This window comes from Natronosalvus sp. KLKA75 (genome assembly GCF_059736265.1).
In genome coordinates this window covers 256,678-280,499 of sequence record NZ_CM185522.1, presented here as the reverse complement: position 1 = coordinate 280,499, position 23,822 = coordinate 256,678, and the positions used below count along the sequence as shown (strand labels likewise).

General features: G+C 62.4%; 25 protein-coding genes and 1 tRNA gene. 7 read left to right on the top strand and 19 right to left on the bottom strand.

Annotated features, from left to right (window positions below; all coding sequences use genetic code 11):
• Positions 1-868: 868 nt before the first annotated feature.
• The 4 genes from AC6I65_RS01370 to AC6I65_RS01355 form a co-directional block, all read right to left on the bottom strand.
• Positions 869-2,200, bottom strand: coding sequence for a hemolysin family protein (locus AC6I65_RS01370; RefSeq protein WP_497902319.1), 1,332 nt, complete (start codon positions 2,198-2,200; stop codon positions 869-871).
• 115 nt (positions 2,201-2,315) lie between these two features.
• On the bottom strand, positions 2,316-3,035 hold the full coding sequence (locus AC6I65_RS01365; protein ID WP_497902318.1) for a DUF2270 domain-containing protein: 720 nt from the start codon (positions 3,033-3,035) through the stop codon (positions 2,316-2,318).
• A gap of 499 nt (positions 3,036-3,534) precedes the next feature.
• The gene (locus AC6I65_RS01360) at positions 3,535-3,720 is read right to left on the bottom strand and encodes a HalOD1 output domain-containing protein (RefSeq protein ID WP_497902317.1); all 186 of its coding nucleotides are present in this window, start codon (positions 3,718-3,720) and stop codon (positions 3,535-3,537) included.
• Positions 3,721-3,916: 196 nt separating this feature from the next.
• Positions 3,917-6,256: a PAS domain S-box protein gene (locus AC6I65_RS01355; protein ID WP_497902316.1), complete on the bottom strand. Its 2,340-nt coding sequence runs from the start codon at positions 6,254-6,256 to the stop codon at positions 3,917-3,919.
• 1,174 nt (positions 6,257-7,430) lie between these two features.
• Between AC6I65_RS01355 and AC6I65_RS01350 the strand changes: the two genes are divergently transcribed.
• Both AC6I65_RS01350 and AC6I65_RS01345 read left to right on the top strand, forming a co-directional pair.
• Positions 7,431-7,778, top strand: coding sequence for a four-helix bundle copper-binding protein (locus AC6I65_RS01350; protein WP_497902315.1), 348 nt, complete (start codon positions 7,431-7,433; stop codon positions 7,776-7,778).
• Between the two features lie 94 nt (positions 7,779-7,872).
• On the top strand, positions 7,873-8,193 hold the full coding sequence (locus AC6I65_RS01345; protein WP_497902314.1) for a hypothetical protein: 321 nt from the start codon (positions 7,873-7,875) through the stop codon (positions 8,191-8,193).
• A gap of 170 nt (positions 8,194-8,363) precedes the next feature.
• Here the strand turns inward: AC6I65_RS01345 and AC6I65_RS01340 are convergent, their stop codons facing one another.
• Both AC6I65_RS01340 and AC6I65_RS01335 read right to left on the bottom strand, forming a co-directional pair.
• A complete protein-coding gene (locus tag AC6I65_RS01340) occupies positions 8,364-8,585 on the bottom strand; it encodes a type II toxin-antitoxin system HicB family antitoxin (RefSeq protein WP_497902313.1) in 222 nt (73 codons plus the stop codon).
• Between the two features lie 259 nt (positions 8,586-8,844).
• Positions 8,845-10,593: a vWA domain-containing protein gene (locus AC6I65_RS01335; protein WP_497902312.1), complete on the bottom strand. Its 1,749-nt coding sequence runs from the start codon at positions 10,591-10,593 to the stop codon at positions 8,845-8,847.
• A 146-nt stretch (positions 10,594-10,739) separates the two neighbouring features.
• On the opposite strand from AC6I65_RS01335, the gene AC6I65_RS01330 reads away from it, so the two are divergent.
• Positions 10,740-11,042, top strand: coding sequence for a helix-turn-helix domain-containing protein (locus AC6I65_RS01330; RefSeq protein WP_497902311.1), 303 nt, complete (start codon positions 10,740-10,742; stop codon positions 11,040-11,042).
• Between the two features lie 436 nt (positions 11,043-11,478).
• Here AC6I65_RS01330 and AC6I65_RS01325 read toward each other — a convergent pair whose 3' ends face one another.
• The 3 genes from AC6I65_RS01325 to AC6I65_RS01315 form a co-directional block, all read right to left on the bottom strand.
• Complete coding sequence (locus AC6I65_RS01325) at positions 11,479-11,757, bottom strand: DUF3006 domain-containing protein (protein ID WP_497902310.1); 279 nt, start codon at positions 11,755-11,757, stop codon at positions 11,479-11,481.
• A gap of 3 nt (positions 11,758-11,760) precedes the next feature.
• Complete coding sequence (locus AC6I65_RS01320) at positions 11,761-13,464, bottom strand: bifunctional DNA primase/polymerase (RefSeq protein WP_497902309.1); 1,704 nt, start codon at positions 13,462-13,464, stop codon at positions 11,761-11,763.
• Positions 13,465-13,658: 194 nt separating this feature from the next.
• Positions 13,659-13,731 (bottom strand) — tRNA-Pro (locus AC6I65_RS01315).
• 84 nt (positions 13,732-13,815) lie between these two features.
• Between AC6I65_RS01315 and AC6I65_RS01310 the strand changes: the two genes are divergently transcribed.
• Entirely contained in the window at positions 13,816-14,070 is a 255-nt protein-coding gene (locus tag AC6I65_RS01310; protein WP_253432005.1) for a pro-sigmaK processing inhibitor BofA family protein, read from the top strand.
• A gap of 65 nt (positions 14,071-14,135) precedes the next feature.
• Here the strand turns inward: AC6I65_RS01310 and AC6I65_RS01305 are convergent, their stop codons facing one another.
• Positions 14,136-14,843, bottom strand: coding sequence for a DUF7504 family protein (locus tag AC6I65_RS01305; RefSeq protein ID WP_497902308.1), 708 nt, complete (start codon positions 14,841-14,843; stop codon positions 14,136-14,138).
• A 155-nt stretch (positions 14,844-14,998) separates the two neighbouring features.
• Between AC6I65_RS01305 and AC6I65_RS01300 the strand changes: the two genes are divergently transcribed.
• On the top strand, positions 14,999-15,658 hold the full coding sequence (locus tag AC6I65_RS01300) for a metallophosphoesterase family protein (RefSeq protein WP_497902307.1): 660 nt from the start codon (positions 14,999-15,001) through the stop codon (positions 15,656-15,658).
• A 180-nt stretch (positions 15,659-15,838) separates the two neighbouring features.
• Here AC6I65_RS01300 and AC6I65_RS01295 read toward each other — a convergent pair whose 3' ends face one another.
• The 3 genes from AC6I65_RS01295 to AC6I65_RS01285 form a co-directional block, all read right to left on the bottom strand.
• Complete coding sequence (locus tag AC6I65_RS01295) at positions 15,839-16,201, bottom strand: hypothetical protein (protein ID WP_497902306.1); 363 nt, start codon at positions 16,199-16,201, stop codon at positions 15,839-15,841.
• Positions 16,202-16,267: 66 nt separating this feature from the next.
• Positions 16,268-16,519, bottom strand: coding sequence for an amphi-Trp domain-containing protein (locus AC6I65_RS01290; RefSeq protein ID WP_497902305.1), 252 nt, complete (start codon positions 16,517-16,519; stop codon positions 16,268-16,270).
• Between the two features lie 114 nt (positions 16,520-16,633).
• On the bottom strand, positions 16,634-18,076 hold the full coding sequence (locus tag AC6I65_RS01285; protein ID WP_497902304.1) for a phosphoglucomutase/phosphomannomutase family protein: 1,443 nt from the start codon (positions 18,074-18,076) through the stop codon (positions 16,634-16,636).
• Positions 18,077-18,320: 244 nt separating this feature from the next.
• Here AC6I65_RS01285 and AC6I65_RS01280 point away from each other — a divergent pair, with 244 nt between their 5' ends.
• A complete protein-coding gene (locus tag AC6I65_RS01280; RefSeq protein ID WP_497902303.1) occupies positions 18,321-18,962 on the top strand; it encodes an NADPH-dependent FMN reductase in 642 nt (213 codons plus the stop codon).
• A gap of 26 nt (positions 18,963-18,988) precedes the next feature.
• On the opposite strand, the gene AC6I65_RS01275 is transcribed toward AC6I65_RS01280, so the two are convergent.
• The 6 genes from AC6I65_RS01275 to glmM all read right to left on the bottom strand — a co-directional run bounded on the left by AC6I65_RS01275 (position 18,989) and on the right by glmM (position 22,681).
• The gene (locus tag AC6I65_RS01275) at positions 18,989-19,162 is read right to left on the bottom strand and encodes a DUF1059 domain-containing protein (RefSeq protein ID WP_497902302.1); all 174 of its coding nucleotides are present in this window, start codon (positions 19,160-19,162) and stop codon (positions 18,989-18,991) included.
• Positions 19,163-19,192: 30 nt separating this feature from the next.
• On the bottom strand, positions 19,193-19,603 hold the full coding sequence (locus tag AC6I65_RS01270) for a carboxymuconolactone decarboxylase family protein (protein ID WP_497902301.1): 411 nt from the start codon (positions 19,601-19,603) through the stop codon (positions 19,193-19,195).
• 243 nt (positions 19,604-19,846) lie between these two features.
• Positions 19,847-20,113, bottom strand: a complete 267-nt coding sequence (locus AC6I65_RS01265; protein WP_497902300.1) for a GIY-YIG nuclease family protein — start codon at positions 20,111-20,113, stop codon at positions 19,847-19,849.
• A gap of 84 nt (positions 20,114-20,197) precedes the next feature.
• Positions 20,198-20,347, bottom strand: a complete 150-nt coding sequence (locus AC6I65_RS01260; protein WP_253431981.1) for a DUF7563 family protein — start codon at positions 20,345-20,347, stop codon at positions 20,198-20,200.
• A gap of 111 nt (positions 20,348-20,458) precedes the next feature.
• Positions 20,459-21,226 (bottom strand): nickel pincer cofactor biosynthesis protein LarB, encoded by a 768-nt coding sequence (gene larB / locus AC6I65_RS01255; protein WP_497902299.1) that lies wholly within the window; start codon positions 21,224-21,226, stop codon positions 20,459-20,461.
• Positions 21,227-21,316: 90 nt separating this feature from the next.
• The gene (glmM, locus tag AC6I65_RS01250) at positions 21,317-22,681 is read right to left on the bottom strand and encodes a phosphoglucosamine mutase (protein ID WP_497902298.1); all 1,365 of its coding nucleotides are present in this window, start codon (positions 22,679-22,681) and stop codon (positions 21,317-21,319) included.
• A gap of 222 nt (positions 22,682-22,903) precedes the next feature.
• Between glmM and AC6I65_RS01245 the strand changes: the two genes are divergently transcribed.
• Positions 22,904-23,815: an HVO_0234 family beta-propeller protein gene (locus tag AC6I65_RS01245; RefSeq protein ID WP_497902297.1), complete on the top strand. Its 912-nt coding sequence runs from the start codon at positions 22,904-22,906 to the stop codon at positions 23,813-23,815.
• The last annotated feature ends 7 nt before the right edge of the window (positions 23,816-23,822 follow it).

The following is a 23,822-nucleotide window of genomic DNA, read 5'->3' as shown; positions in this document are numbered from 1 at the left end:
GGTATCGCACTCACCTCCTGGAAATAGTGTCTAACAAATAGGGACATTTCCTTCTAAAGGACTTTCGGGGTATGCAGGAACGGGCTTGAACATGCATGGTCGGGTGGTACTCCTATGTCTCGAGAGACAGGTGGTGAGAACCGCGTGGTCGCGATCTGTACTGAGTGCGGAACAGCCCACGCAGCAGTAGTCTGTGCAAACAATAGAATTCGACCGATCGGTACAGACGACTGTCCCTGCGGCAGCCAGAATTTTAAAATAATGGATTGATCAGTACCGCCCATACAGTGAGCACTATAGCTTAGACTTAGAGCGTGTTGCCATTCACGCGAAGCCACCCACGCCTGTCTTTCCAATCGAGAATTGAGAATTATTCGTGCTCATTCTCGGAGGTCGCAATCTTTTGCGTTCGGGCAAGAGATGATATTTTAGGCCGTACAGTGGACATTGAGGATAGTTTGTGTGGCTGTATCAACGAGCGCAGTCAGTTAGTCAATCTTAGTCGATCCTCGACCCGCCGAAACGCCAGATCACGAAGGCGCTCGAAACTCACGAACGCGAATTTCGTGGCGAACCAGTCAATTCATTAGCCAAAACTACGAACGCTCAGACGGTTTTGTCCGAACAAGACACACTGCTGTCAGTGGCACCATCGACCTCCCGTATCGATTCGCCTGACTCGGGAATCCTCGTCCTTCAGGGCAGAGAGGATGTCAAACCGTAGATCTGATTCCATCGCTGGAATCCAAGACTCATCAATTGTTGATCCGATTGATGAACGACTACGAGTCAGACCGGTAGAGAACAAAACACCAATTAGACGGCGGCGCGAAGCCGAACGGACCTAAACGAGCAAGTCCATACCCATTTAGTCCACCGCTGGATCATCGATATCTCTTTCGTGGACCCATACCGTCGAAATTCGGGCCCCCTCGATGCTCGTTACCTCAACGACGTGACCGGCGACCTCGACGCGGTCGCCAGGTTCTGGTGCGCGGTTGAGTTGTTCGAGTACCAGTCCACCGATCGTTTCGACCGCCTCGCTTTCGAAGTCCCCAGCGAGGGCCTCATTCACTTTCGACAATTGGACTCCGCCGTCAATGTCGTACCCCTCATCGTCGCGCCGCCGTATCGACGGTTCGCGCTTATCGAGATCAAACCCGTCTCGAAGGTCTCCAACGAGGGCCTCAACGACGTCTTCAACCGTTGCAATCCCCTCGAATGCTCCCCACTCGTCGATGACTGCGGCCATCTGCTGTCGATCCTCCCTGAACTGTAACAGGAGATCGCTAATTGCCATCGTCTCCGGGACGATGCGAATCTCGCGGACGAGGTCACCAACTCTCTCGGCATCCCCATCGGTCACCTCTGCTCGCAGCACGTCCTTGACATCGACGAATCCAACTACTTGATTACCGTCGTTGGCCTCGAGAACCGGATAGCGCGTGTGTCCGGCCTCTAAGACGATCGAATGCAGTTCGGATAGTGTGGCATCCGCCGGAACGCTCACCACGTCCGGTCGTGGGACCATGACCTCCCGCACTACGATATCGTCAAGGTCGAAGACGCGCTCGATCATCGTCACTTCTGCCAGGTCAATGCCCCCTCCCTCACCGGATTGTGTTAGTACCCGAAGGAGCTCCCGCTCACCGAGTGTCTCATCCGTTTCGGAAGCGGGCGGCACACCGAGCGACCGCGTGAACGCGTTGGCCGCCCCGTTGAAGACGACAATGCCCGGATAGAGTAGGTAATAGAAGGCCTTCATTGGCGGGGCGAGGAACAGCGAGAGTCGCTCGGTCTGGGCGATTGCGAGCGTCTTCGGTGTGAGTTCACCGAAGACGACGTGGAGAAACGTGATGATACTAAAGCCGATTGCGAACGCGACGACATGGATGAGAGTCGCCGGGAGAACCGATTCCAGGATGGGCTCGATGAGCGCCGCCACTGCGGGTTCGCCGACCCATCCCAATCCGAGCGAGGCGATGGTGATGCCGAGTTGTGTCGTGGCGAGGTAGTTGTCGAGATTCGTCATCACCTCCTGGAGCGTCCCCGAGCCGGGCCGCCCCTCTTCGACGAGCTGGTCGACCGATGTCCCCCGAATTCGAACGAAGGCGAACTCTGCAGCGACAAAAAAGCCGTTTAAGACCACGAGAATCAGCGCTAAGACGAGTTGTGCCGCCGAGAGCGCAACGTCTACCATCGGCCCTCCCAGAAAGTACTGCCGTTCAATTGTGGTGTGTCCATAGCTATACATCTCGCCCCAATGACTAAAATCCTCTAAGTGGTTCGCGGGTGACCGACTGGTGTCAATGTATTTATCGGTCTGTTTCTTTCCAATCGCCCGGGTCCCCTTCACGGAATTCACCCTTGGCATGGCGTTCACGGGGCCAGAAGGTGACACCCAGCAGTACGACGTAGAACACGCCCACAACGACAACCACAGCAATCCCGGGGATACGGGCGATTCCAGCGGTTGTCAGCCAGTCCTGGCGCGGCGCGAACGCTGTAATCCTGAAGACCCACGCGACCAATAGGACACTGAGCAGAGCAAGGTACACACGCCGGAGTCGGTTTGCGAGTGCTTCGTAGAACGAGACTTTCAGCGTCGGCCGGCGATAGTCCTTACTCAGTTCCGCTCGCCAGTCGTGGCTTTCAGTGCCCTGGGACGGATCGAGGGCGTTTGCGAACAGGTTCTCCTGGATGACTCGAGTGCGAGAGCGAAAGACATCGTAGTCCCGGTACCGCCGTGCTTCGATGCCCAGAAAGACGGTGACGACAACGATACCGATCAGCACGATATAGTGTGGGTTATCGGTACTCGAAAACGCCCACGTCAAGATTGCTGCCATCAGCGTTACCGCCCACGTCGTCGTCTCGTCGAGGCGCTGGCGCCACGTCCCCACTCGGTCGATCTCTCCGCGGTAGGCGTGGGCCATCACCGAACCGAGTCCCGTGCTGTCGTCAACCATTTTGCGGCCGACCTCCCGTTGGTCTGGTGCTGTTGGGTCGAACTCGTCTCTACTCGAATCGGTCATAGAGGAGAGACAACTCCTCGTTCCATAAGCAGCTATGGTGACGGCGTAATCTGAGTGTCATGTACTGGAGAACATCGAACAGTACGCATCTGTATGTATCGGTTGGTTCCGGCCAGAGGTTGTGAAACAAACGGATCTGCTGTGCTGCATCCAGCCTCTGTATCTTGCATGCATCTCTTGACAACGATTCGGCAGCTCGTCCAGAGTCTGCTGGGTACATTCAAGGGGGAAAGTATGTGATTCGGTAGGCATCTGTTGCTACCCACGCATACGGCACTCGGCGATGGGTATCTACAAAATTTAATCACGCTCGTTCCAGTCGAGGCCAGAAGAGAGAAGAGTCGTTGGTCCGCCGGGAAGCGGCTCGAGGGGGTGAGACAGTGTCCGAGACACTAAGTTAGGCGTCGGAGTCAGCGTAAACGCGAACCACCCCATCACCGAAGACAGCGATTTCGAATCCGGCGTATTGAAATTGAACCTGATCGAGTGCTGAGGATGATTACGACGTAAACAGGGCGTTCAGCGCGTCGGGGTCGATTGCTGTCTGGAGTGGCGGCAAGTCGATTGGGTCCGTGCCAGTTGCCTCTGCAACCGCAGAGACGACAGCATAGACTGGTGTGTTTGTACTGTCCTCTCCCCACGTCGTACTGGCTAAGACTCTCTTGTTAGATGAAGACTCGCTCATGGTTACCTGTGTGCTATCAGTTGACACAAACCCTCGTATACCGATTTGTCGTAAAAGGTTTGCCAAAGCAGAATGGGTTGTACACAATCAATTGTTCGTGCCCTTGGTAGAAATCCAGACAGTGCAGCCAGTCAACGGTTCGATAACCCAGTCGTGAGGTCACAGCCCGTACCCGGATAGCTGGCCCATCATATGCCTACTCAGTCGCCGGCAGCGTAAATCGGAAAGTCGCCCCCTTGCCGGACTCGGAGTCGACCCAGATCTCGCCGCCGTGACGCTCGACGATCCGCTGGCACAAGGCGAGTCCGATCCCCGTTCCCGCGTGCTCGTCGTGGCTGTGAAGACGCTGGAACACCTCAAAGATACGGTCCGTCTCCTCGGAGTCGATGCCGATGCCCTCGTCGCGAACGGAGATTATCCACTCATGACCAGCCTCTTTGGCGTCGACATGGATTCGCGGAGGCTCATCGCCGCTGTACTCGACCGCATTGCTCAGGAGGTTCTGGAAGACCTGCTGGAGCTGGCGTTCGTCACCCCGTACACGAGGGAGAGAGGCAACTGTGAGTTCGGCATTACTCTCTTCGAGTTTCACGTGCAGGTTGTCGGTTGCATCGTCAAGGACATCTTCCAGTGCAACCGGCTCGAGCGGCTCACCCTGCGTGTCGATCCGCGAGTACTCGAGAAGGCCGTCGATCATCTCGCGCATCCGCTCAGCCCCGTCAACAGCGAACGCGAGAAATTCTTCACCATCTTCGTCAAATGCGTCTTCATACCGTCGCTCGAGCAACGAGAGATAACTCGAGATCATTCGAAGCGGTTCCTGGAGGTCGTGGGAGGCGGCATAGGCGAACTGCTCGAGGCGCTCGTTCGATTCCTCGAGTTGCCGACGGTACTCTGTGCGTTCGGTGATGTCCTGGATCAGCAACATTCCTGCGTAGATGTCGTCGGCGCCGTCTCGAACGGGAAGCGTGTGCGCCAGCAGGTAGCGGTCGTGGTACTCCACTTCGAACGTTCGCGAGTCGCCGTCGAACACGGCGCGGAAATGGGGTTTGATCTCTTCGACCAGGTCGTCGGGGTAGCGCTCGTAGATCGAGACGCCGACGATCTCGTCCGGTGGAATCTCCAGTTCGCTCATTAGCTCGCCGCCGGCGACGGTGTAGGTAAGGTCCTCGTCATAGAGACCGACCGCCCCGTTCGGGAAGTTCTTGACAAGCGTCCGGTAGCGGCGCTCGCTCTCGGCAAGAGCTCGCTCACGTTCCTTGCGCTCGGTGATATCTCGGACCACGCCGACGCGGTTCTCCCCCTCGTCGGCGGTGAATGACGCAAACGTCACTTCGACGGGGACGTGGTCGCCGTCTGCCGTCTCGACGGTCGTTTCCAGCGTCGGATTGGCTGTCTCGTCGGTGGCCATCGCCGCCCGCATTTCAGCGGCCTCCTCGATAGCCGCCTCGTCGATAAGACGAGTGGCGTGGGCGCCGCGTAGTTCCTCGCGAGTGTAGCCGGTCAACGCGGCGAACGCGTCGTTGACCATCGTGTACCGCAAGTCGTCGTCGGCCACGTAGATGCCGTCGTTGATCGTTTCAACAATGCGCTCGTACTTGGCGAGCTCCCGGGTCCGTTCCTTTCGCTCCGTGACGTCGCGGCCGATCCCGGCCAGCACCGGCGTTCCGTCGGGGTCCTCGAGTCTTGTCGCGACGAACTCGTACGGGATCCGGTCACCCGCTTTGGTCAGGATTCCTGCCTCGACGCGAGTACGCCCGGTTTCGAACACTTCGTCAATCGCGGCCGCGGTCGACTCGTGATCCTCCTGGCTAAAAAACTCCACCGAATGCATAGATCCGATCTCTGCGTCCGAATAACCGGTCACTTCGGTCAGGGCCTCGTTCCAGCGCTGGAACGTGCCGGATTCGTCGATGACGTAGAATACGTCGTCAACAGCGGCGAGGATGCCGTCGGTGTACTCCTTGTATCGCCCGAGCCGTCGTTCGCGCTCACGCAGTCGACGTTCCGTCTCAGTACGATCGATCGCCGCGGCGAGGACGTTTGCGATGTTCGTGACGAAAGCAACGTCACTGTCGGTAAACTCGCGGTGGCTTGTCGTGTGGACGCCAAAGACACCCCACGGATCGTCGACAGTCCCGATAATGACGCTGATTCCGCTCACGACGTCGTGTTCGGTCAGCAGCTCAGGGCCGGAAAAGCGCTCATCCGTACGGAGGTCGTCGACGATAACCGGCGCTTCGGAAAGCAAGGTATAGCCCGCCTGTGAATCCAGATTGGTGGTGGCGGTCGCTGAACCTACGAGACCATCGTGCCAGCCGACACCCTCCTTAAGCAGGACAGCATCGCCGTCGGGGTACAGCTCGAGTACTTTCGCATACTCGGCCTCGAGGGTCTCGGCGACGGCGACCGCGATGTCGTGCATCAACTGGTCAAGGTCGTTCGTCCGGAGGGCCTGTTGTCCGAGTTCGGCGACGACTTCCTGTTGGCGGACCTGCGGGTCGGGTCCCGTATCGGTCTCGGAAGTCGAATCCATTTGGAGTGTGTTACTCAGGTGTCAGGGGTAAAGCCTTCTATATTGCTCTGCGAATTCTTCATTAAATCATTTTGATACTACATCACCTTTTTGGATGGCTTCCCGCCATTTTCGTGATGGGAGCCACCGTGTATCTCCTCGGGAAACTGTACGAGTAAGCCGGTGACTCGAGGATTCCGATACGTAGATCGATGACAGAGGACGGCCACCTGGGGAGTGGCCGGGTTATGGTGGTGCGATTTCCGTCCGCTTCGATGCCTAACGGTCTGTATCCTCTGGCATAGGAGGGTATCAGACCGGGCTGACCTCCACCGATAAGTGACAAGGCTGTTGGCCCGTCGTATTCATGCCCGTGCGCTCACGATGTTACGGCCTCAATTCAGTACGGAGAAGCAGTTTTACTCACGTAGCTAACGTCCGCTGCACGTCGATCGCTCGAAAATAGAAGTGTTGTAGCCGCTACGTGCGGTTTGAATATTCGGGGATACGTTATCGCCGAGCCATAGGCGCGACACTGATTCCGGAGGTGTTCGGAGTGGTGGAACTGGGTCATTGGAACCGATCTTCACTTCTGGGCCGGGATACCGTCATCTCGAGTTTCGATCGAGGTCGAGTCCATGTATCGACCGCCGAATAAATGTCGATAGTCGTAGAATTGGATGACACATGCGTCATTCGCCTTCCGTAATTGTCAGACCTCCCTACAGCAAGCGCCGTTAAGGGGCAAGGTAACCTTGTGGCGCAAGGAACGCGCGCCACGCTCAAGAGTTGGTTGATAGATTGAAAACGGACGTTTCGTACCCTCAGCCCTTCTGTTGATGGCAGTGGAACCCTTGATAACGGAGATTAGTGAGTTTGGGTAAGGCGGGTCGAGACGGCCAATACGGTTACGTTCACTGAGACCAATTCACTACCAGCGCGGGGGAGGGGGTTAGTCGTTGCCAACGTCGCCCTCATAGCCAATCAGCTACCACATCATTGTTTCCTCCGCGCTATTCCTATCCACTGGCTCTGTTGAAATCCTTAACCGATGATAGGTTTCAACGACCGTGCTGAATACAGCACGAGATTTAGTTCAATCTCCGAAGTGGTGAGCGCTCAGTACAGGGTGTTCAGTGACCGGTTGCCTATTCCAGCCCCGGTTTTACGCCGTTGAGTGCTGGAAGAGTGAGTGATGGCTCTAACTCAAATCGACCACATGAACGACCAGATGGGAGAGTGCATCGACATCTGTCTCGAAGCCGCTCAAGCGTGTGAATGGTGCGCTGATGAATGTGCTGGTGAAGGCGAAGGGATGGCCAAGTGCCTTCGTCTCTGTCGGGATGTCGCCGATCTCACGACGCTACACGCACGCTTCATGGCACGGAACTCGAACTACAGCACGCAACTTGCAGAAGCCTGTGCTAGTGCATGTGATGAGTGTGCGGACGAGTGCGAACAACACGATGAAGAACACTGTCAGGTGTGTGCTGAAGTGCTTCGCGAGTGTGCCGAATCCTGCCGGGAGATGACGTCAACGTAGAACCCGCAACCAATTCTGCCCATCCACAAACCTTTTTCGTCACCAGCGTATTGTCGGCTTGAATAACCCTGTACGATGCTAGAAATCATACGCTATGGCTCGTGAGACAGCCCCCTCCCGAGAGGAGATTGAAAGACGAATCCAACAGGTCGGAAAATACTCCCACGCGGTCCGTATAGGATTGATAATCATCCTCACTGCGTTTCTGTTAGCCGTTGGTGCCGTCCTTCCCGCAAATCTTGACAGTCCCTCACAGGCAATCGAGTCGATACTTATGCCGCTTACGTTCGTCGGACTGGGGACCATCCTGTACGGAATTGGAATGCACCTTCACTTGATGCATTTGAATCTCGTCCGCCAGTTACAGCCCGAATCGACGGACGACCAACGGTCAGCTCCTGACTCAAAGGACTGATTTCAAGCGACACGCAGTACCGAGTATGCTCAGTTCGCACTTCTACTGAGCGAGCCGTTCACTGGGTTTGGCGTGAAACAAACGAAGCCGTTGTGCTGAACTCATTCTCTGTATTCAGCACCCGATTCCTATCAACGGCTGAGGATTTCAACAGAGTCAGAAAAGTGAAATCAGTCGATCCACAGTGCCGAAGACGGCTCCAGGTCCTCAGCGTCCTCCGGCACTGGACGCCCATAAAGCTCGAGCGCCTCGGCCAGGTTCTCGAGGGCCTTTGCTTTCGTCTCGCCCTGGCTGGCGATCCCAGTCGTCTCGTCAGTTGCAACGTACCAGTCGCCCTCGTGGGTGAGCGTGACCGTCTCGTCGCCTGACTCCCGCCGTGGTCGCGTCCCCATACCTGTGATGACTGTACTCAACGGAAAGTCCTGCGACGCGAGGGAGTCCGACCTCGAGCGCGTGGAGGCAGCTGGGGCGGTTCGCGGCGTTACTCGATCTGGCGGACGGCGTCCTCGAGGTGGTCAGTGATGGCGTAGGACTTCTCGAGGCGCCGGCACTCGGCCTCCTCGTCGGGCTCTAATTCCTCGATATAATCGTCGAGGTGCATTCACTCGAAGTAGGGATGGCAAGGGTTTGAATGCTCGTGAACGCCAGCCGCTACTCGCGTTCGTCGGCCTCGAGGATCGTGGTCAGCAGCTCGAGTTCTCGCTCGAGGTCCTCGTCGCCGATGGCTTCGGCCTCGGTTGCGAAGTGGTCACGGAACGTCCGCAATCGAGCGGCGTACCGCGCGGAGACGGTGAGTGGCGTTGACCGCTGCTCCCACTTGCCGAGACGCCCTGGCGCCGGCGGATCGGCGATACCGTCGTCCGTGGCGACGAGCGTCTCGTCTCGCTCGTGTATCGTCCAGTTCTTCAGCAGGTCGGCGTACCGCGCGAGGAGGATAGCCTTGCGGACCGCGTCGGTGTCGTACATCTCCGCGCTGTCGTCCGGAAACGTGACGCGCTCGGTCGTCGACCTGGTCTCACCCGTTCGCGTCTCCCAGCTCGCCCGCAAAACAGGATTGGCCGCGTCCTCATTCCCGTCGTCGCCGTTCACTTCGTCGGTTCCGACGTCGGTTCGCTCGAGCTGGACGAGGACGACGCCGCCCTTCGCTGCCCCGTCCGTCCGCGGGGAGGGAAACAGCGTGTGGACGTGCATGACCGGTCCGTCCCCTTCGTCGGCGCCGGTCGTTCCGTACACTCGCGCGACCTCGTAGTCATCCGCCTCGAGTTCGAGCGAAAGGTCGTACACGAGCGGCGTCACCATGTACTCGAACTCCTCCCCGAGGCGGCGCTCGAACTCGTCCGTGGAGTGGACGCTGTAGTAGTTCGCGCCTCGAACGCGCGTAAGCTGGTCGACCAGCTCCGCGTTGAAGTCGACGCCGATGCCAACCACCGTCATGTGGTGGCCGGCTTCGGCGTTCTCTTCGAGCCCGGCACGAAGTTCGTCGGCGTCGGTCTCTCCCGCGTTGATCTGGGCGTCGGTCAGCAGGATCGACCGGGTCTCATACTCATCGGCTGTCGGGCCGGAATCGTCGGCCGCGCCGTCACTCCGGTAGTCGGCGAGCAGCTGCTCGCTCGACTCGATTCCCGCCGATACGCTGGTTCCGCCCCCGGCCTCGACGTCCGCCCGGATGTGTTCGCGGATGGCGTCCATGTCGGTCGTATCGACCGATCGGAGTGGTTTCGCCACGTGCGCTTCGGTATTGAAGAGCACGACGCCCAGTCGATCCTCGGGCCGGAGCTGTCGCGTCAGATCGACCAGCGCCTCTTTGGCGACGTCGATCTTCGGGCGTGACGTGTCGCCCTCGGCGCGCTTTCGGTTGCCGTACGAGTCGTAGTAGTACTCCTCGAAGCTCGAGCGCATCGACCCCGAGATGTCGAGCACGATCACCAGGTTCAGCGCGGGCCGTTCGAACGCGGACTGGGAGCGCCCGGACTCGAGCCCAACCGAGAGGAACCGTTCGGCTTCCCCGGAGAGCGGGTCCGGGGAGACGGCGGCGGAGTGGGTCGGACAGAACAGCGAGTCGCACGATCCGTCACCCCCGGTGTCGAAGTAGTAGTCGTGAAACAGGCCCTCGTAGGCCATGCTCTCGGGGACCGGAAGGTAGCCCTCGGAGACGTTCCGTCTGAACGTTTCTACGTCGGCGGCACCACCGGCGGCGAGGCCGATACTATCGTCGGCTTCGGTCGTAACGGCCGAAGCGCCGTTGGCGCTCGCGTTGCCGTTCCCCCCAGAGTCAGACGGATCGTACTGCCAGTCGTCTATCCCGTTGCGATCGTCGCTCAGTGAGCGAGCCGAACAACCGGCGAGCGCGGCAGCACCACCGACGCCGAACAACCGAACAAATTGTCTCCTGGAAGGCATGTCGTCTCTATCGATCGTTCGCGGAGTCCCGTATAAAAGGTAATCCAAGCTGAAATTTCGACTGTAGCGTTCCGCGAGCCCGAGCGTGTTTCGAGCCAGAAAAACCGGACTGCTTCTGATACTCATGGGGAAACGACCCATCACCCGTGAGTGAAGGCGCCGAACCCCCCGAATTACTGGCTCTCCTCGACGACGAGTACGCTCGAGCGATCCTCACCAAAACCAGCGTCAAACCAATGTCCGCCAGCACCCTGAGCGACCGCTGTGACGCGTCGCTCCCGACGATCTACCGTCACCTCGAGCGACTCCGGGAGTATGACCTGCTCAGCGAACAGACCGAACTCGTACCGGACGGCAACCACTACAGCGTCTACGCGGCCCGCCTCGAGCGACTTGAAGTGACCCTCGAGGACGTCGACCAACCAACGATGGCCTTCTCGAGAACGTGAGTCGATTGCTCGGACTGGGAGCGATCACATACTCGCTGTACGGAACGAAGTAGGGACTGGGGGCGGTGTCGACGGGTAGGAACGGTACGACCTGGGTGCTGTTGACACCTATTTTGCAGCAGTATTTGAGCGCGAACCACACAATCACACGTACCTTTTCTCGTCGGGTTCGCTCGCGTTGCTCGTTCATCGCTCCTCCAAAAATCTACGCTAAAAAGCCGCTCGCTCCCGCTGGTCGTTCGCGGGTGCAGCGCTTGTACCTCGAGTGTAATGGTACATCCACCACCTATACTTATCGGTCATTACCTTCGCAAATCGAGCCAGCCCTCGTGCGACATTCGCACTTTGTATTCAGCACAACTACCATAACCTGTCACAACCAAAGAGTTTTAACAAATCCAAAATGGCAGTATGTCTATTTCGCAACCTCACAAACTCATTCCTCGCGGTCAGATAACCGCGAAGAGAGACGATCCAATTTCGCCCGTACGGACTCACGACGCTCGTGTGTCGTGTTCGGTTGATAGGCTATCGAGACCACGTTTCCGTCCTCGAGAGAGATTGTGAGGGCACTTCCGCTCGTCTGAGCGGGCGCTGGTAAGCGGTCAACGGCCACCGTTTTCTCGTCAACCACCTGGTTGTCTTCCTCGAGCAGGATCACGGCGGTTTCGTCATCCTCGATTCGGTCCACGATCCCAGTGTAGGTCTCGGTCATGTCTTACCCCAGAGCAGGGGCGACAGCCTCATCAAATCCACTGGCATCGATCGCTGTGCCAACTGGGCGCGGTGCCCTGGCGCTCGTCTCACTTTCATCAGACTCGGGTTTTGCCTCGCGGATATCCGCTGCATTGGTCGAGAACGACTCGCTCGTCTGGACTTCGAACGACGTCCCATCAGTTCGAACGACAATATCCCCATGGACGGGCGTCCAGTACGTGCTAATTCCACGGTCGGCAAACCGCTCGAGGACCACGTCACTCGGGTGGCCGTACTGGGAGTCGTACGCGCTCGAGATGATTGCAACCTCGGGATCAATGGCGTTCACGAACGCCTCGCTCGAAGAGGTCGCCGACCCGTGGTGGCCGGCCTGATACACGTCGGCCTCAAGGGTGTCTCCCCACTCGTCGAGCATTCGAGATTCGGCTGTGGATTCGGCGTCACCAGTCGTCACGTACCGGAACTCACCGAATTCGATGGCCAACACCACATCGTTGTTTACAATTTCGTCTCGATCCGCACCCGCTGGTGGATTCAACACTCGAGCAGAGACGTCGCCCTCGATCTTCTCGTACTGCTCGTTGTTGCCCCGGCAGGTGAGGGTTGTGGTGGGCTCGCCCGCCCGGGCGGTGCCGGCGACCGCGCCGTAGGTCTTGCCCATCGTGGGCTGGGCCTCGATCAGCACGTCGTCACGCTGCTCGATGGCGTTAGTGATGGCGTCGGTGGTCCGGTCGCGGGCGGCCTCGATCGTGAGGGCGTCCTCGCCACGGTAGCCGTCGGAGGTCCAGTCCCAGCCGTCGGTGACCGCGCGGTGACGGAGTGCGTTCGGGAGGATGGCGTGGTGTTCGACGTCCTCGGGTTCGACGGCCTCGATCGGGGCGGGGAGCTGGTCGGCGTAGCCGCGTTCACGCGCCGTGTCGAACACCTCGCGCCAGGTGTCCGTCGAGAGCCCGCCGGGCACCCAGTCACCGCACGAGATCACGCCCAGTTCCATCCCGAGTAGGTGGAGGCCGTTGCCCGTGGCGCCGTGGCGCCAGCAGCGGAAGGTCTCGCCGTCCTCGCTTACCATGAAGTTCGAGCCGGTGCTCGAGCCGTGGAACGGGTGTTCGCGTCGCTTGCCTTCGGGGTAGCGTCGCCGCGAGAGGACGTCGTACACTCCGACGTCGGCGTCCCGATCTCGGTCACCGTGGGTGCACCGCCCGGTCCCGTGGGCGTAGCCGTGGTCGGGCTCGTCGTCGTCGGTCATCCAGGGTTCGATGAGGTCGCGGAGGTCATCCTCGTCGATGGTGGCGAGTTCGTCGGGGCCGCGCAGCGGGCCGTAGTAGTTGCCCGACGGGTGGCGCGAGCCGGGGCCGACGACGTAGGACTGCGGGGCCGCCTTGATGTGGCCCAGGTTCTCGCCCGTCTCGGGGTCGTCGAGTGGGATGTCGTTTTCGAGGCCGGGCACCAGCAGGAATCGGTGGTTGCTTGAGCGCGAGCCCGACGCCTGCCACGGCGTCTCGGGGAGGCGATCGACGAGGTCGGCCAGGGCGCCGGGTTCGTCCTCGTCGAGGATCGCGAGGTCGCCCCGGGCGGCGATGCCGTAATTGTGACCGGCCTCGAGGAGCGTCTCCTCGGTACGCTCGCGATCGGTTCCCTTCTCCCCCGGCGGGATCGGGATGAACACCTTCCCGAGGTCGGCGAGCGGCGCTGGGACGCCCGTCATGGCGCACACCTCCCGTCATCGAGGGCAGGGCACGGCTGGTCGTCCTCGAGGATGTAGCACCCGCAAAACTCGCACACGGGTGGCTCGAGTTCGACGGTGAGGCTCACCGCGACCACCCCTGGCGACGGCTACTGAGAGGGTGTTTGTAAACCCCGTCTATGGACGGATTTTCCGCGAATTTCCTTATAAGAGGATGGGACCGCCCGGATTTGAACCGGGGTCACGGGCACCCAAGGCCCGAAGTATACCAGGCTAACCCACGGTCCCGTGTCCGTACTTCTGGGCGCGGTGCGTAAAGGCTTTCGTTTGTGAATGGACGCGCTTTTCACCTCTGGTGGTGTGTCAGCCGACATGGTCACCGGTCTCGAGATCCTGATCCTCGTCGTCGCTCTCGCGTTCGTCTTCGGCGCCTCTCGACTCATCGACACCGTTCGACCGCTCTTCGCCAACGCGGTCGCCGGGTTGCTCGTCCTCCTGGCCGTGCAGTGGCTGTTCGTCTTCGAGATTACCATCACCCCGATCGTGCTCGTGATCGTCGCCCTCGGCGGCGTTCCCGGAGCGCTGCTAATCGTGTTACTGTCGATTACCGGCGTCGCGTTCGTCTAGGGCGCCTCGAGACGACGTGGTCGCCGCTCGAGTGTTGCTTCGAGCGACGAACCGGATAGGCAAAATCAGTTCTCGAGCACGCGAGCGACGTCGTCGTCGGTCGCTTCGTCGAAGTCCGCCGGGTCGACCGTCGGCCAGGTCTCGTACTCGTGATCGTCGTCCCAGTTCGACAGCAACGCCGCGACATCCTCGTCGGTCGCTTCCGGCAGGTCGTCCTGGACGCTTTCGTCGACGACCACCTCGTCGAAAATCGAGCCGAACGTCGCGACGATGCGGTCCTCGTGTGCCGTCGGGTCGAGGTGGAAGTGAGCGATCGCGTCGACGCTCGAGAGTCGTTTGGTAAGGACGTACGCGAAGTGAAACACCTGCTTCGGCGGGGCGTAGCGCAGGAGCATGTCCAGGGAGTGAAAGCAGATCCGGACGTGGTACTGCTCGCCCCACTGCTCGCAGAATTCGCTGATTGTGACGCCGAGGGCCGACAGATCGGTCGGGTCGTCGATCGCATCGACGACGAACGGGGCGGAGTAATCCGGCCCCGTGGTAGCCTCGGCTGCACGCAGGACGTCGCCCACGGAGATGATGCCGAGTTTTGCTGGACCGTCGCTGGCCGTCGGCCGACAGTCCGTCTGGGCCCCGGCGAACGAGACGCGCAACTCGGCGACCTCCGAACACGACTGACAGAGGTCGTGGCAGGCGTCTACTGGCTGGTTCGTTTCGTGAACGAGGAGCACGTTCGACGGTGCCTCGATCGATTCGGGGATACTCGGTTCCATGGTGGCGACGTCGAGTCGACGTTAGGCGAAGGATCACAGGCCCCGCTCATTACTGTTCTGGCCGCTGACAGCCGCGACATAACCGTTGTGGCCGGTTTCGACCGGAACGTTCGCTCGCCCGCACATACATGTATCTCACGTCAGTAGTGCCAGCCATGCAGATCGGACTCTGCTCTGACGTGCATGGGAACCTCGTCGCGCTCGAGGCCGTCCTCGCGGACCTCCCCGACGTCGACGCGCTGGTCTGTGCGGGCGACGTCGTGGGTTACAACCCCTGGCCGGCCGAGTGCGTCGACCGGCTACGGGACCTCGAGGTGCCGACGGTGATGGGGAACCACGACCGGGCGGTCGCTCGAGAGACGACGTTTCGGTTCAACGCGATGGCCGCGGCGGGGGTCGAACTCGCTCGCGAACGCCTGACCAACGACCAGCGGGAGTGGCTCGCCGAGTTACCCGACGAGCGCCTCGCGTTCGATGGCCAGGTGAAAATCGTCCACGGCCACCCCGCGGATCCGGACCGGTACACGTACCCGCGGGACTTCTCGCCGCGGCTGCTCGAGGACGAGTCGGTGCTGGTGCTCGGTCACACCCACGTCCAGCACGTCGAACGCTATGCCGAGGGGATCATTGTGAATCCGGGCAGCGTCGGCCAACCGCGAGACGGCGACCCCCGGGCAGCCTACGCCATCCTCGATCTCGACGCGCTCGAGGTAGAAACGCGTCGCGTCGCCTACGACGTCGAGCGCGTCCAGCAGGCCGTGGCCGAGGCGGGCCTCCCCGAGAAGATCGGGACGCGGTTGGCTCGAGGCGAGTGAAGCGAGCCGGCGTGAATTGAGCGCGAGCAGTGCGCGAACGGTGCGGTAGAGGTCACTCGGGACAAGAGGTCGGTCTATCTGGCCCGGGACGACCGACCGTTCCGGCTGGCTCGAGGGGAGCGACCGATCCGACCAACTCGAGGCGAGTCCTGGCCCCATCCAGCGACGACGGCTCGTCGCTCACCCGCGCTGGGACTCGTCGACCGTGCCGTCGGTGCCCGCCGGACTGTCGTGCTTGTCCTCGACGTCGTCGTCCTCCGCCGTCGTGGTCGCGGTCGACTCGGTCGCGCTCTCGTCCGAGGATGGCGGTTCCTCGCTGTAGCCCAGTTCGAACCACAGCTTCGCCGTACAGTCCGTTCCCTCCGATTCGCCCTCGGAGTGGCGAGCGAGGAACCCGTTACACCGGTTGTGCTCGATGACGTTCGAGAGCGACGCCAACGACCCACACTCCGGGCAGTCGATGGCGTAGCTGCCGTCGTGCTGGTGCCAGCTATCGGGCGTCAGATCCATATAGGCCGCGTCCTCGGTGTCGTGTTTCGTCATAGCGGATAAACGGGTTCTCGAGGGATAATCATCAACCCGGCGAGAGCAACCCCGGGCTCGAGACGCTCACTCTGTTTCCTTCTTTACGCCCCAGGCCAGCGTCAGATCGATCTCTTCGCGGCGGCCGCCGAGCATCGGGGACCGTTCCTCGACTTCGAGGTCGTAGGTGACCTGGGCGTCCGGCGAGAGCGTCACCACCTTGTTCCCGACGGAGATGTTGGCGTCGCCACCGCTTCGAATTTCGCGGGCGAGTTCCTGTAGCCGGTCGGCCACTTCCTCTCTCGTGAGTTCGTCCTTGTAGGTCGTCGTGTCGGCCATGGGCTACGGGCCACGACCGGTCGCAAAAACCTTGGCCCCGAATCGCGTCGTAAGGGTTCGGTTACCGGGGGAAGAGAACGATTACCGCGGGAGAGGGAGCATTCGCGCACCGCTTCAGACGAGCGGCTCGAGCAGTTCCTCACCTGCCTCGAGTAGATCCCGAACGCGCTCGTCGCGCTCGGCTTCGGCGTAGACGCGCAGAACCGGTTCGGTCCCGCTCGGGCGGACGAGCACCCAGGAGCCGTCCTCGAGGGTCAGTTTGAACCCGTCGGCCGTGTTGACGGTCGCGACCGGCGTTCCCGCGACCGTGTCGGGGATTTCGTCCTCGAGCGCCGCCAGAACAGCGGCCTTCTCGTCGTCGGGACAGGCAACGCTGACTTTCCTCTGAGTGACGTCGCCGTGGGTCTCGAGCAGGCGGTCGACCCGGTCGTCGATCGGTTCCGCAGCGTGCACGACGGCCGCGAGCAGGCCCATCAGGACGCCGTCTTTCTCGCGGACGTGGCCGCGGACGGTGAACCCGCCCGACTCCTCGCCGCCGACGAGGGCGTCGTGATCGGCCATCGCCTCGGCGACCCACTTGAAGCCGACGGGCACCTCGTGGACCGACTCACCGTGGGCCTCGGCAATCCGGTCGATCAGGAAGGTCGTCGACACCGTCCGAATCGCCGGTCCGTCGTTCGACTCGAGCAGGAAATCGTAGAGCGCGGCGAAGAAGAGATTCTCGTCGAGGAGACCGCGATCGGGCGTGACGACCGCCACGCGGTCGGCGTCGCCGTCGTTGGCGATTCCGAGCGCTGCGTCCCCCTCGGTGACCGCCTCGACCAGTTCCTCGAGGTTCTCCGCCGCGGGTTCGGGCGAGCCACCGCCGAATTCCGGATCTCGAGAGCACCGAAGGCGCTCGACGCTCGCCCCGACACGTTCCAGGAGGGCGTCGGTCGTCCCCCGGCCGCTGCCGTGCATCGCGTCGTAGGCGATGGGCAGTCCCTCGAGTGCGTCTTCGGGGTCGATATCCCCGGCAATTGAGCGAACGACCTCGAGACAGGCCTCGGCGTGTGCGTCGACGAGGTCGACCTCGCGAACCGACCCGTGTTCCGCCTCGGGCAGTGGATCGGGGACGCCGAGCGAGTCCGCGATGGCGTCCATGACCGGGGGGAGCGCCGGGGCGCCGTCGTCGGGGATGAACTTGATGCCGTTGTACGACGGCGGGTTGTGCGAGGCCGTGATCACGACCGCCGCCGAGAGGTTCCGGTCGACGACCGCGTGGGCATACAGCGGCGTCGGCCGGTCGCGGTCGCTCAACAGGACGTCGAAACCGTTGGCACACAGGACGCGGCTGACCTCCTCGGCGAACCCGCGGGAGGTCTCGCGGGCGTCGTAGCCGACGACGACCGGCGCCGTCTTCCCCTCCTCGCGGAGCGTCGTCGCGATAGCCTGGGCGACCATCCGCACACGCGGTGCGGTGAACTCCTCGAGCGTGGCTCGCCAGCCGTCGGTGCCGAAGGAGATCGCTGCCCTGTCGTCGGCCGCCGTCGCGTCCGTTTCCGTCTCCGGATCCATACGCGAACCGTCGTCGCCCTGATCGAAAAAACCGACGCACGCACACGAGGTGACGGTAACGGCGTGACGTCCGGGTAGTCCAGGACTGACGGCCTCGAGCACCGAACCGCGGTTGTTTTGAGACACCGTCAAACTACGGTCATTCCAGAACGCAGTCGAACCACGGTCGATCCGAGACGCGGCCGGAAGAAGTAACGACTGGCTGTATCGAGTCCGTTTTACCGCGCGACCCGGTAGAGCGCGTATGGATGCCGCTCCACACGTCGTCGCCGTCTCGGGGAGCCTCCGCGAGGAGAGTACGACCCGGACGGCCCTCCAGTACGTCCTCGAGGCTGCAGCGGACGCCGGCGCCGAAACGACGCTGCTCGACCTCCGCGAGTACGACCTCCCCGTCTACGACCCCGACGTCGACGGCCAGGGGGACGGAGACGCCGCGAAGCAGCTCGTCCGCGACGCCGACGCGGTCGTCCTCGGGACTCCCGTCTACCACGGATCGTACTCCGGGGCCCTGAAGAACTTCCACGACTACTGCGGCTGGGACGAGTACGAGGACACCACTGTCGGCCTGCTAGCGACCGCCGGCGGCGGAACCTACGGGTCGACCCTGGACCACCTCCGGATCACCGTCCGGGGCGTTCACGGCTGGGTCCTCCCACACCAGGTCGGCATCCGGAACGCGTCCAGTCAGTTCGAGGCCGACCCGAACGCCATCGACGGCCGGGCGTTCGTCGACCCCGACCTCGAGGAGCGCGTCGAGAAACTCGGCCGGCTGCTGGTCGAGTACGCGTTCATCTCACCCGAGGTGACGACACCGAGAGCGTCGGACTCGAGTTCGGGTTCGGGTGCAGGTACAGAGTCGAGTTCGGGCTCGGGTACCAGCGACTGAGTGAAAATCGAACCGCCGGACGGAACTCAGACCGATTGCAGGTATTCGGTCTGCAGTTCCTCGTCCGTATAGTCCTTCCCGTGGACCTCCTTCATGTGATTTCTCGCCAGTTCGATCGCCTCTCTCTCGTCTTCGGACTGGACGACGAATCGGCAATCGTTTGCCGCCGATTCGCAGTCGAGTTTGTGTGCTGTCGTCATGTGTGTGTTCGTTGCCGCCAGTCGCCTCCCTCAGTCGTCGCCAGCCGCCCCGTCCTGGACGTGGGCGGCGATTTGCTCGGCCTCCCCGTAGAAGGTCTCGAGATCGTAGTCCTGTGCCTGGATCATCGCGCTGTATCGCGGCGTGTAACTCGCGAGGAACGACAGTTCCGCGAGTTCTGCCTCGGTCGCGCCGTGGAGCTGTGCCACCCCCCGGTGGAAGTGTCGGCAGTACTCACAGCCGATGGCGGCCGCCACCGCGAGGCCGACCAGTTCGCGCGTCTTCGGATCGAGTGCCGTCTCGCCGAAGAGGAAACGCTTCATGGTGGGCCACTCGTTGTCGAGGGCCTCCTCCGGGAGCGTATCGAGAAAGCCCGGAACGATGCCGAGCGTCTCCTCAATGTCGCTCCTCGTGTCGTCGTGTGCGTGTGTTTCTGTTGCCATGGTCCCCCTCTCGCTCGTGTGGTTCGAACGGTAACCGGCGTTCGGCAGCGTGCTGGGTGCTACCAAACACCACTGTTCGTACCTCCGCAAGTGAGTTAATGGTTTTCGACAGAAAGTCTGTACACGCACACCGGAGCGTCCGGGATGGAATCCAGTCGTCCGGTCGAAGACGAAATGGTTTTCGGCGCCGTTCTCGCCCTACTTGCCCTACTCGCTCTACTCGATATACTTACCCTACTCATCCTACTCGACTTGCTCACTCTCGAGGCCGACCAACCGCTCCTTCCGCGAGCGCGCGAACTGCTTGATCTCGTACTCCCTGCTCATGGCAGCCGACCTCGAGGAGTAGCGTTCGACGTGGACGACCTCGACGGGGCCGCGACCACGGGTGTACTTCGCCCCCGTTCCCGCGTTGTGTTCGTCGACGCGTCGCTCGAGGTCAGTCGTGTAGCCGGTGTAGAGGCTGCCGTCGGCGCACTCGAGGACGTACACCGTGTGTCGCTCGGTCATCGAACTCGCCGATCAGTAAGGTGGGCGATATCAAAAAGCCTCGCTACGGCGTGGGGTCCGCCGGTGTTCGTCTGGGCTTACCGCTCAGGAACTGGTGGCGCGCTCTCTCGCCGCTTCCGCGATCCCAGCGTTGGCCGAACAGCTGATACACGCGTGGATCTTCCCGTCTTCGTCGGCAAAGACGCGTGCGAAGCGCTCGGAGACGTGCGCGCCGCAGTGGGTACACGTTGGCATGGTATGCCGGGACGATGCCGGCATCTCGAATTAGTGCCCGATCGATAAATAGCCTTTGCCAAACGCTGTCAAGTTTTTACAGAAAGGGACATTATCTTTCGTTACTGCGACTTACGACTCGCTGGTTCGGGCGTCGTCGATCGCTCGAGCGATCAGCGTCGCCTGCGCGCCGGCGATGAAGCCGGCGTCGACGTTCACGACCGAGAGGACGGTACACGACTGGAGCATTCCCGCCAGGGCGGCCTCGCCGTCGCCGCCGTGGCCGTAGCCGCTCGAGACCGGCACGCCGATCACGGGGGTATCGACGAGACCCGCGACGACCGTCGGGAGCGCCCCCTCGCGGCCGGCCGCGACGATCGCCACGTCGGCCGCGCGCACTCGGTCGACCTGGTCGATCAGTCGCGTGAGCGCGGCGACGCCCACGTCGTCGACCCGGTCGACCGCGAGGCCGGCGTCGACACAGACCAGGGCGGCTTCGTCGGCGACCGGCCCGTCGACCGTGCCCGCGGTGACGATGGCCACGGTCGCCTCCAGCGCCGGTCGGTCGTGATCCGCCGCGGTCGCGAGGAGGGTCGTTCCCCGGCGGTCGACCGCGGCATCCGGGACGGTTTCCTCCAGGCGTTCCTCGAGTGCGTCGACGTGGGCGTCCTCGAGCCGGGTCACGAGCGCCCGGCCCGTCGTCTCGAGGGCGGTCGTTGCCAGGCTCGCGACCTGTTCCGGTGTCTTTCCCTCCGCGAGGATCGCCTCGGGAATCCCTCGACGGGTGTCTCTGGCGGCATCGAAGCGGCCCGCTTCGCCCGTGACGTATCCGCTGAGCTGGGCCTCGGCCTCGGCGGGCGAACACTTCCCCGCGGCTACGGCCTCGAGTAACTCGCGCATACGCTTCGTTCGGGCTCGAGCGTACACGAATGCGTCGTTCTCGAACGTGCACGAATGCGTCACCTCGAGCGTCCGAAGGAAAAATTCCGATCAGGCGCGCTCTTTCGCCTCGACCAGCGCCTCGTGCATCTCGGTGACGAGCGCCTCGGCCCGCTCTCGCTCGCGTGCCTCGGCGTAGATCCGGACGAGCGGTTCGGTCCCCGAGGGCCGGGCGAGCACCCAGGCGTCGCCGTAATCCAGCCGGTAGCCGTCGCGCGTGTTGAGCTCGGCGTCGGACGACTGGGCCTGGTTGGCCGCCGCGTCGAGCATCGCGTCGCGCTCGGCGGTCGACTCGTAGGCGACGTTCCGGCGAACGTTCGCGTAGCCGTCGTAGGGCGCCACGATCCCGCTCACCGGGCGGTCGGCGACGAGTTCGAGGAACCGCGCGGCGGTGTAGCCGCCGTCCCTGGCCAGCCGGAAGTCGGGGAAGAAGATCCCGCCGTTGCCCTCGCCCGCGATCGGGACGTGGCGGTCGTTCAACTCGAGTTCCTCGATCCGGGTGATGATGTTCGTCGAGCCGATCGGCGTCAACTCGAGATCGGCGCCGACGTCGTTGGCCACGTCGACCAGCCGCTGGGAGACGTTGACCGCGGAGACGGTGACGTCGTCTGGCTCGAGTTCCGCGGCGGCGAGGGCGGCCAGGGTGGCGTCGCCCTCGACGTAGGTGCCGGTCTCGTCGAAGAAGATGGCGCGGTCGGCGTCTCCGTCGTGGGCGATCCCGAGATCCGCGTCGGTCGCGCGGACGAGTCGACCGAGATCGGTGAGGTTCTGGCTGACCGGCTCCGGGTCCCGGCCGGGGAAGTGGCCGTCGGCCTGGGCGTTAACCGTGACGACGCGACAGCCGAGCGCCCGGAAGAAGCCGGGGCTCGTGAGCGAGCCGGCGCCGTGACCGGGATCGAGCGCGACCGTCAATCCGGCGTCGGCGATCTTCTCGCGGTCGACGTTCGCCAGCAACTCGTCGACGTAGTCCTCACGCACGCCGTCGACCTCACGGACGCGGCCCGTCTCGTCCCACGACGCGACCGAAAACGTCTCCCCGAGCAGGGTCTGTTCGATCTCCTCGAGGTCGGCTACCGCGAGTTCGACCCCGTCGCTCCCCACGAGTTTGACGCCGTTGTACTGGGGCGGGTTGTGCGAGGCCGTGATGACGATGGTCGGCACTCCCTCGCGCTCGGCGTAGAACTGCGCACCGGGCGTGGGGACGATTCCGAGGCGGTCGACGTCCGTCCCCGTGCTCGCCAGTCCGCTCGTGGCCGCGTCGGCCATCATCCGGCCCGTGTACCGGGTGTCTCGAGCGACTGCGACCCGGTCGACCCCCCAGGCGGTCCCCGCCGCTTTGGCGACCCGGAGCACGAACGCCGGCGTCAGTTCCTCGTTGGCGACGCCGCGGGTCCCGCTCGATCCGAATACCTTCATTGCCGGGAACTCTAGCGGGCGAGGTCAAAGTGGTTCCGAAGCGGTCTGGTCGGCTTCGAGCACGCTCGAGTGCTCCAGACGGCCGCACGTTCACGGGCTGTCCCCAGTCCGCCGGCTATCCACCCCTCCCCCTTCCTCACTATGATTTTTATAGTATTCGGACAGCCTTGGAGAATGACAGTAGACAGCAAGCCTTTCGGCCCACGCCGCCCGACTCGAGGTATGGTCTCGATCGACGAAAAACGCGTCTACGGCGCTCGCGAGGGAACGACGGCGGCCTACGTCGCGGCCGAGATGGGCGTCGTCCGCGTGCTGATTTCAGGGGACGCCGTCGGCGAGTTCTCGCTGCTCGAGCGCAGTACCGCCCGCGACCTCGCGGCGGGCGTCGGCTGGCTGGCCGTCGCGACCGACGAGGACGTCCTTGTCTGCGACCTGTCGAGCGAGTCCGAGGAGCCCGCGTTCGCTCGAACCGACTTCGGTCCCGCCGACGCCGTCGGAATACGCGACGAGACGCTGCTGGCCGCGGAAGCGTACGGCCGGGCGGGCAGTCTGGACCTCGAGGTCTTCGCGGCGGGCGACTGGCGCGACCTCGCGTTTGCCGACGCAAAGGCGCCCGAGGAACCGACTGTCCGGGCCGCAGACGGCGACCTCCTCGCGACGGACGCAGGCGTTTACCGGCACTCGGGAACCCGGCTCGCACACGCCGGACTCTCGGCGGTCCGCGACGTCTCCGCCGCCGGCGTCCCCCTGGCGGCGACCGCAGACGGCCTCTACCGCCTCGGTAACGGCTGGATGCGCGATCTCGAGGGACCGTTCGATCGGGTCGCGGCGGATCCGCTGAGCGACCCCGGATCGCTCGCTCGCGCCCACGCGCTGGGCGACGCAGTGTACGAACACGGCACGGGCGGGGCGGACCCCGAAACGGAGAGCGAGAACGGCTGGCAGCGCCTCGAAGCGCCGGACCCCGACCTCGTAGACGTCGCCTACGGCGAGGGCGTCTACGCGGTTACCGAGGACGGAACCGTTCTGGTGGCCGACCCTGGTCGGGGACCTGAAACCGAGTCCCGCTGGCGGCCTCACGCGATCGGCGTCCGCGGCATCGCCGCGATGGTCGTTCCGCTCGAGCGAGCCTGAGTGGCCG

Coding starts and splice junctions, on each gene's coding strand:
- AC6I65_RS01370 (WP_497902319.1), bottom strand. CDS start 2,200: ATGGTAGACGTTGCGCTCTCGGCGGCACAACTCGTCTTAGCGCTGATT.
- AC6I65_RS01365 (WP_497902318.1), bottom strand. CDS start 3,035: ATGACCGATTCGAGTAGAGACGAGTTCGACCCAACAGCACCAGACCAA.
- AC6I65_RS01360 (WP_497902317.1), bottom strand. CDS start 3,720: ATGAGCGAGTCTTCATCTAACAAGAGAGTCTTAGCCAGTACGACGTGG.
- AC6I65_RS01355 (WP_497902316.1), bottom strand. CDS start 6,256: ATGGATTCGACTTCCGAGACCGATACGGGACCCGACCCGCAGGTCCGC.
- AC6I65_RS01350 (WP_497902315.1), top strand. CDS start 7,431: ATGGCTCTAACTCAAATCGACCACATGAACGACCAGATGGGAGAGTGC.
- AC6I65_RS01345 (WP_497902314.1), top strand. CDS start 7,873: ATGGCTCGTGAGACAGCCCCCTCCCGAGAGGAGATTGAAAGACGAATC.
- AC6I65_RS01340 (WP_497902313.1), bottom strand. CDS start 8,585: ATGGGGACGCGACCACGGCGGGAGTCAGGCGACGAGACGGTCACGCTC.
- AC6I65_RS01335 (WP_497902312.1), bottom strand. CDS start 10,593: ATGCCTTCCAGGAGACAATTTGTTCGGTTGTTCGGCGTCGGTGGTGCT.
- AC6I65_RS01325 (WP_497902310.1), bottom strand. CDS start 11,757: ATGACCGAGACCTACACTGGGATCGTGGACCGAATCGAGGATGACGAA.
- AC6I65_RS01320 (WP_497902309.1), bottom strand. CDS start 13,464: ATGACGGGCGTCCCAGCGCCGCTCGCCGACCTCGGGAAGGTGTTCATC.
- AC6I65_RS01310 (WP_253432005.1), top strand. CDS start 13,816: ATGGTCACCGGTCTCGAGATCCTGATCCTCGTCGTCGCTCTCGCGTTC.
- AC6I65_RS01305 (WP_497902308.1), bottom strand. CDS start 14,843: ATGGAACCGAGTATCCCCGAATCGATCGAGGCACCGTCGAACGTGCTC.
- AC6I65_RS01300 (WP_497902307.1), top strand. CDS start 14,999: ATGCAGATCGGACTCTGCTCTGACGTGCATGGGAACCTCGTCGCGCTC.
- AC6I65_RS01295 (WP_497902306.1), bottom strand. CDS start 16,201: ATGACGAAACACGACACCGAGGACGCGGCCTATATGGATCTGACGCCC.
- AC6I65_RS01290 (WP_497902305.1), bottom strand. CDS start 16,519: ATGGCCGACACGACGACCTACAAGGACGAACTCACGAGAGAGGAAGTG.
- AC6I65_RS01285 (WP_497902304.1), bottom strand. CDS start 18,076: ATGGATCCGGAGACGGAAACGGACGCGACGGCGGCCGACGACAGGGCA.
- AC6I65_RS01280 (WP_497902303.1), top strand. CDS start 18,321: ATGGATGCCGCTCCACACGTCGTCGCCGTCTCGGGGAGCCTCCGCGAG.
- AC6I65_RS01275 (WP_497902302.1), bottom strand. CDS start 19,162: ATGACGACAGCACACAAACTCGACTGCGAATCGGCGGCAAACGATTGC.
- AC6I65_RS01270 (WP_497902301.1), bottom strand. CDS start 19,603: ATGGCAACAGAAACACACGCACACGACGACACGAGGAGCGACATTGAG.
- AC6I65_RS01265 (WP_497902300.1), bottom strand. CDS start 20,113: ATGACCGAGCGACACACGGTGTACGTCCTCGAGTGCGCCGACGGCAGC.
- AC6I65_RS01260 (WP_253431981.1), bottom strand. CDS start 20,347: ATGCCAACGTGTACCCACTGCGGCGCGCACGTCTCCGAGCGCTTCGCA.
- larB (WP_497902299.1), bottom strand. CDS start 21,226: ATGCGCGAGTTACTCGAGGCCGTAGCCGCGGGGAAGTGTTCGCCCGCC.
- glmM (WP_497902298.1), bottom strand. CDS start 22,681: ATGAAGGTATTCGGATCGAGCGGGACCCGCGGCGTCGCCAACGAGGAA.
- AC6I65_RS01245 (WP_497902297.1), top strand. CDS start 22,904: ATGGTCTCGATCGACGAAAAACGCGTCTACGGCGCTCGCGAGGGAACG.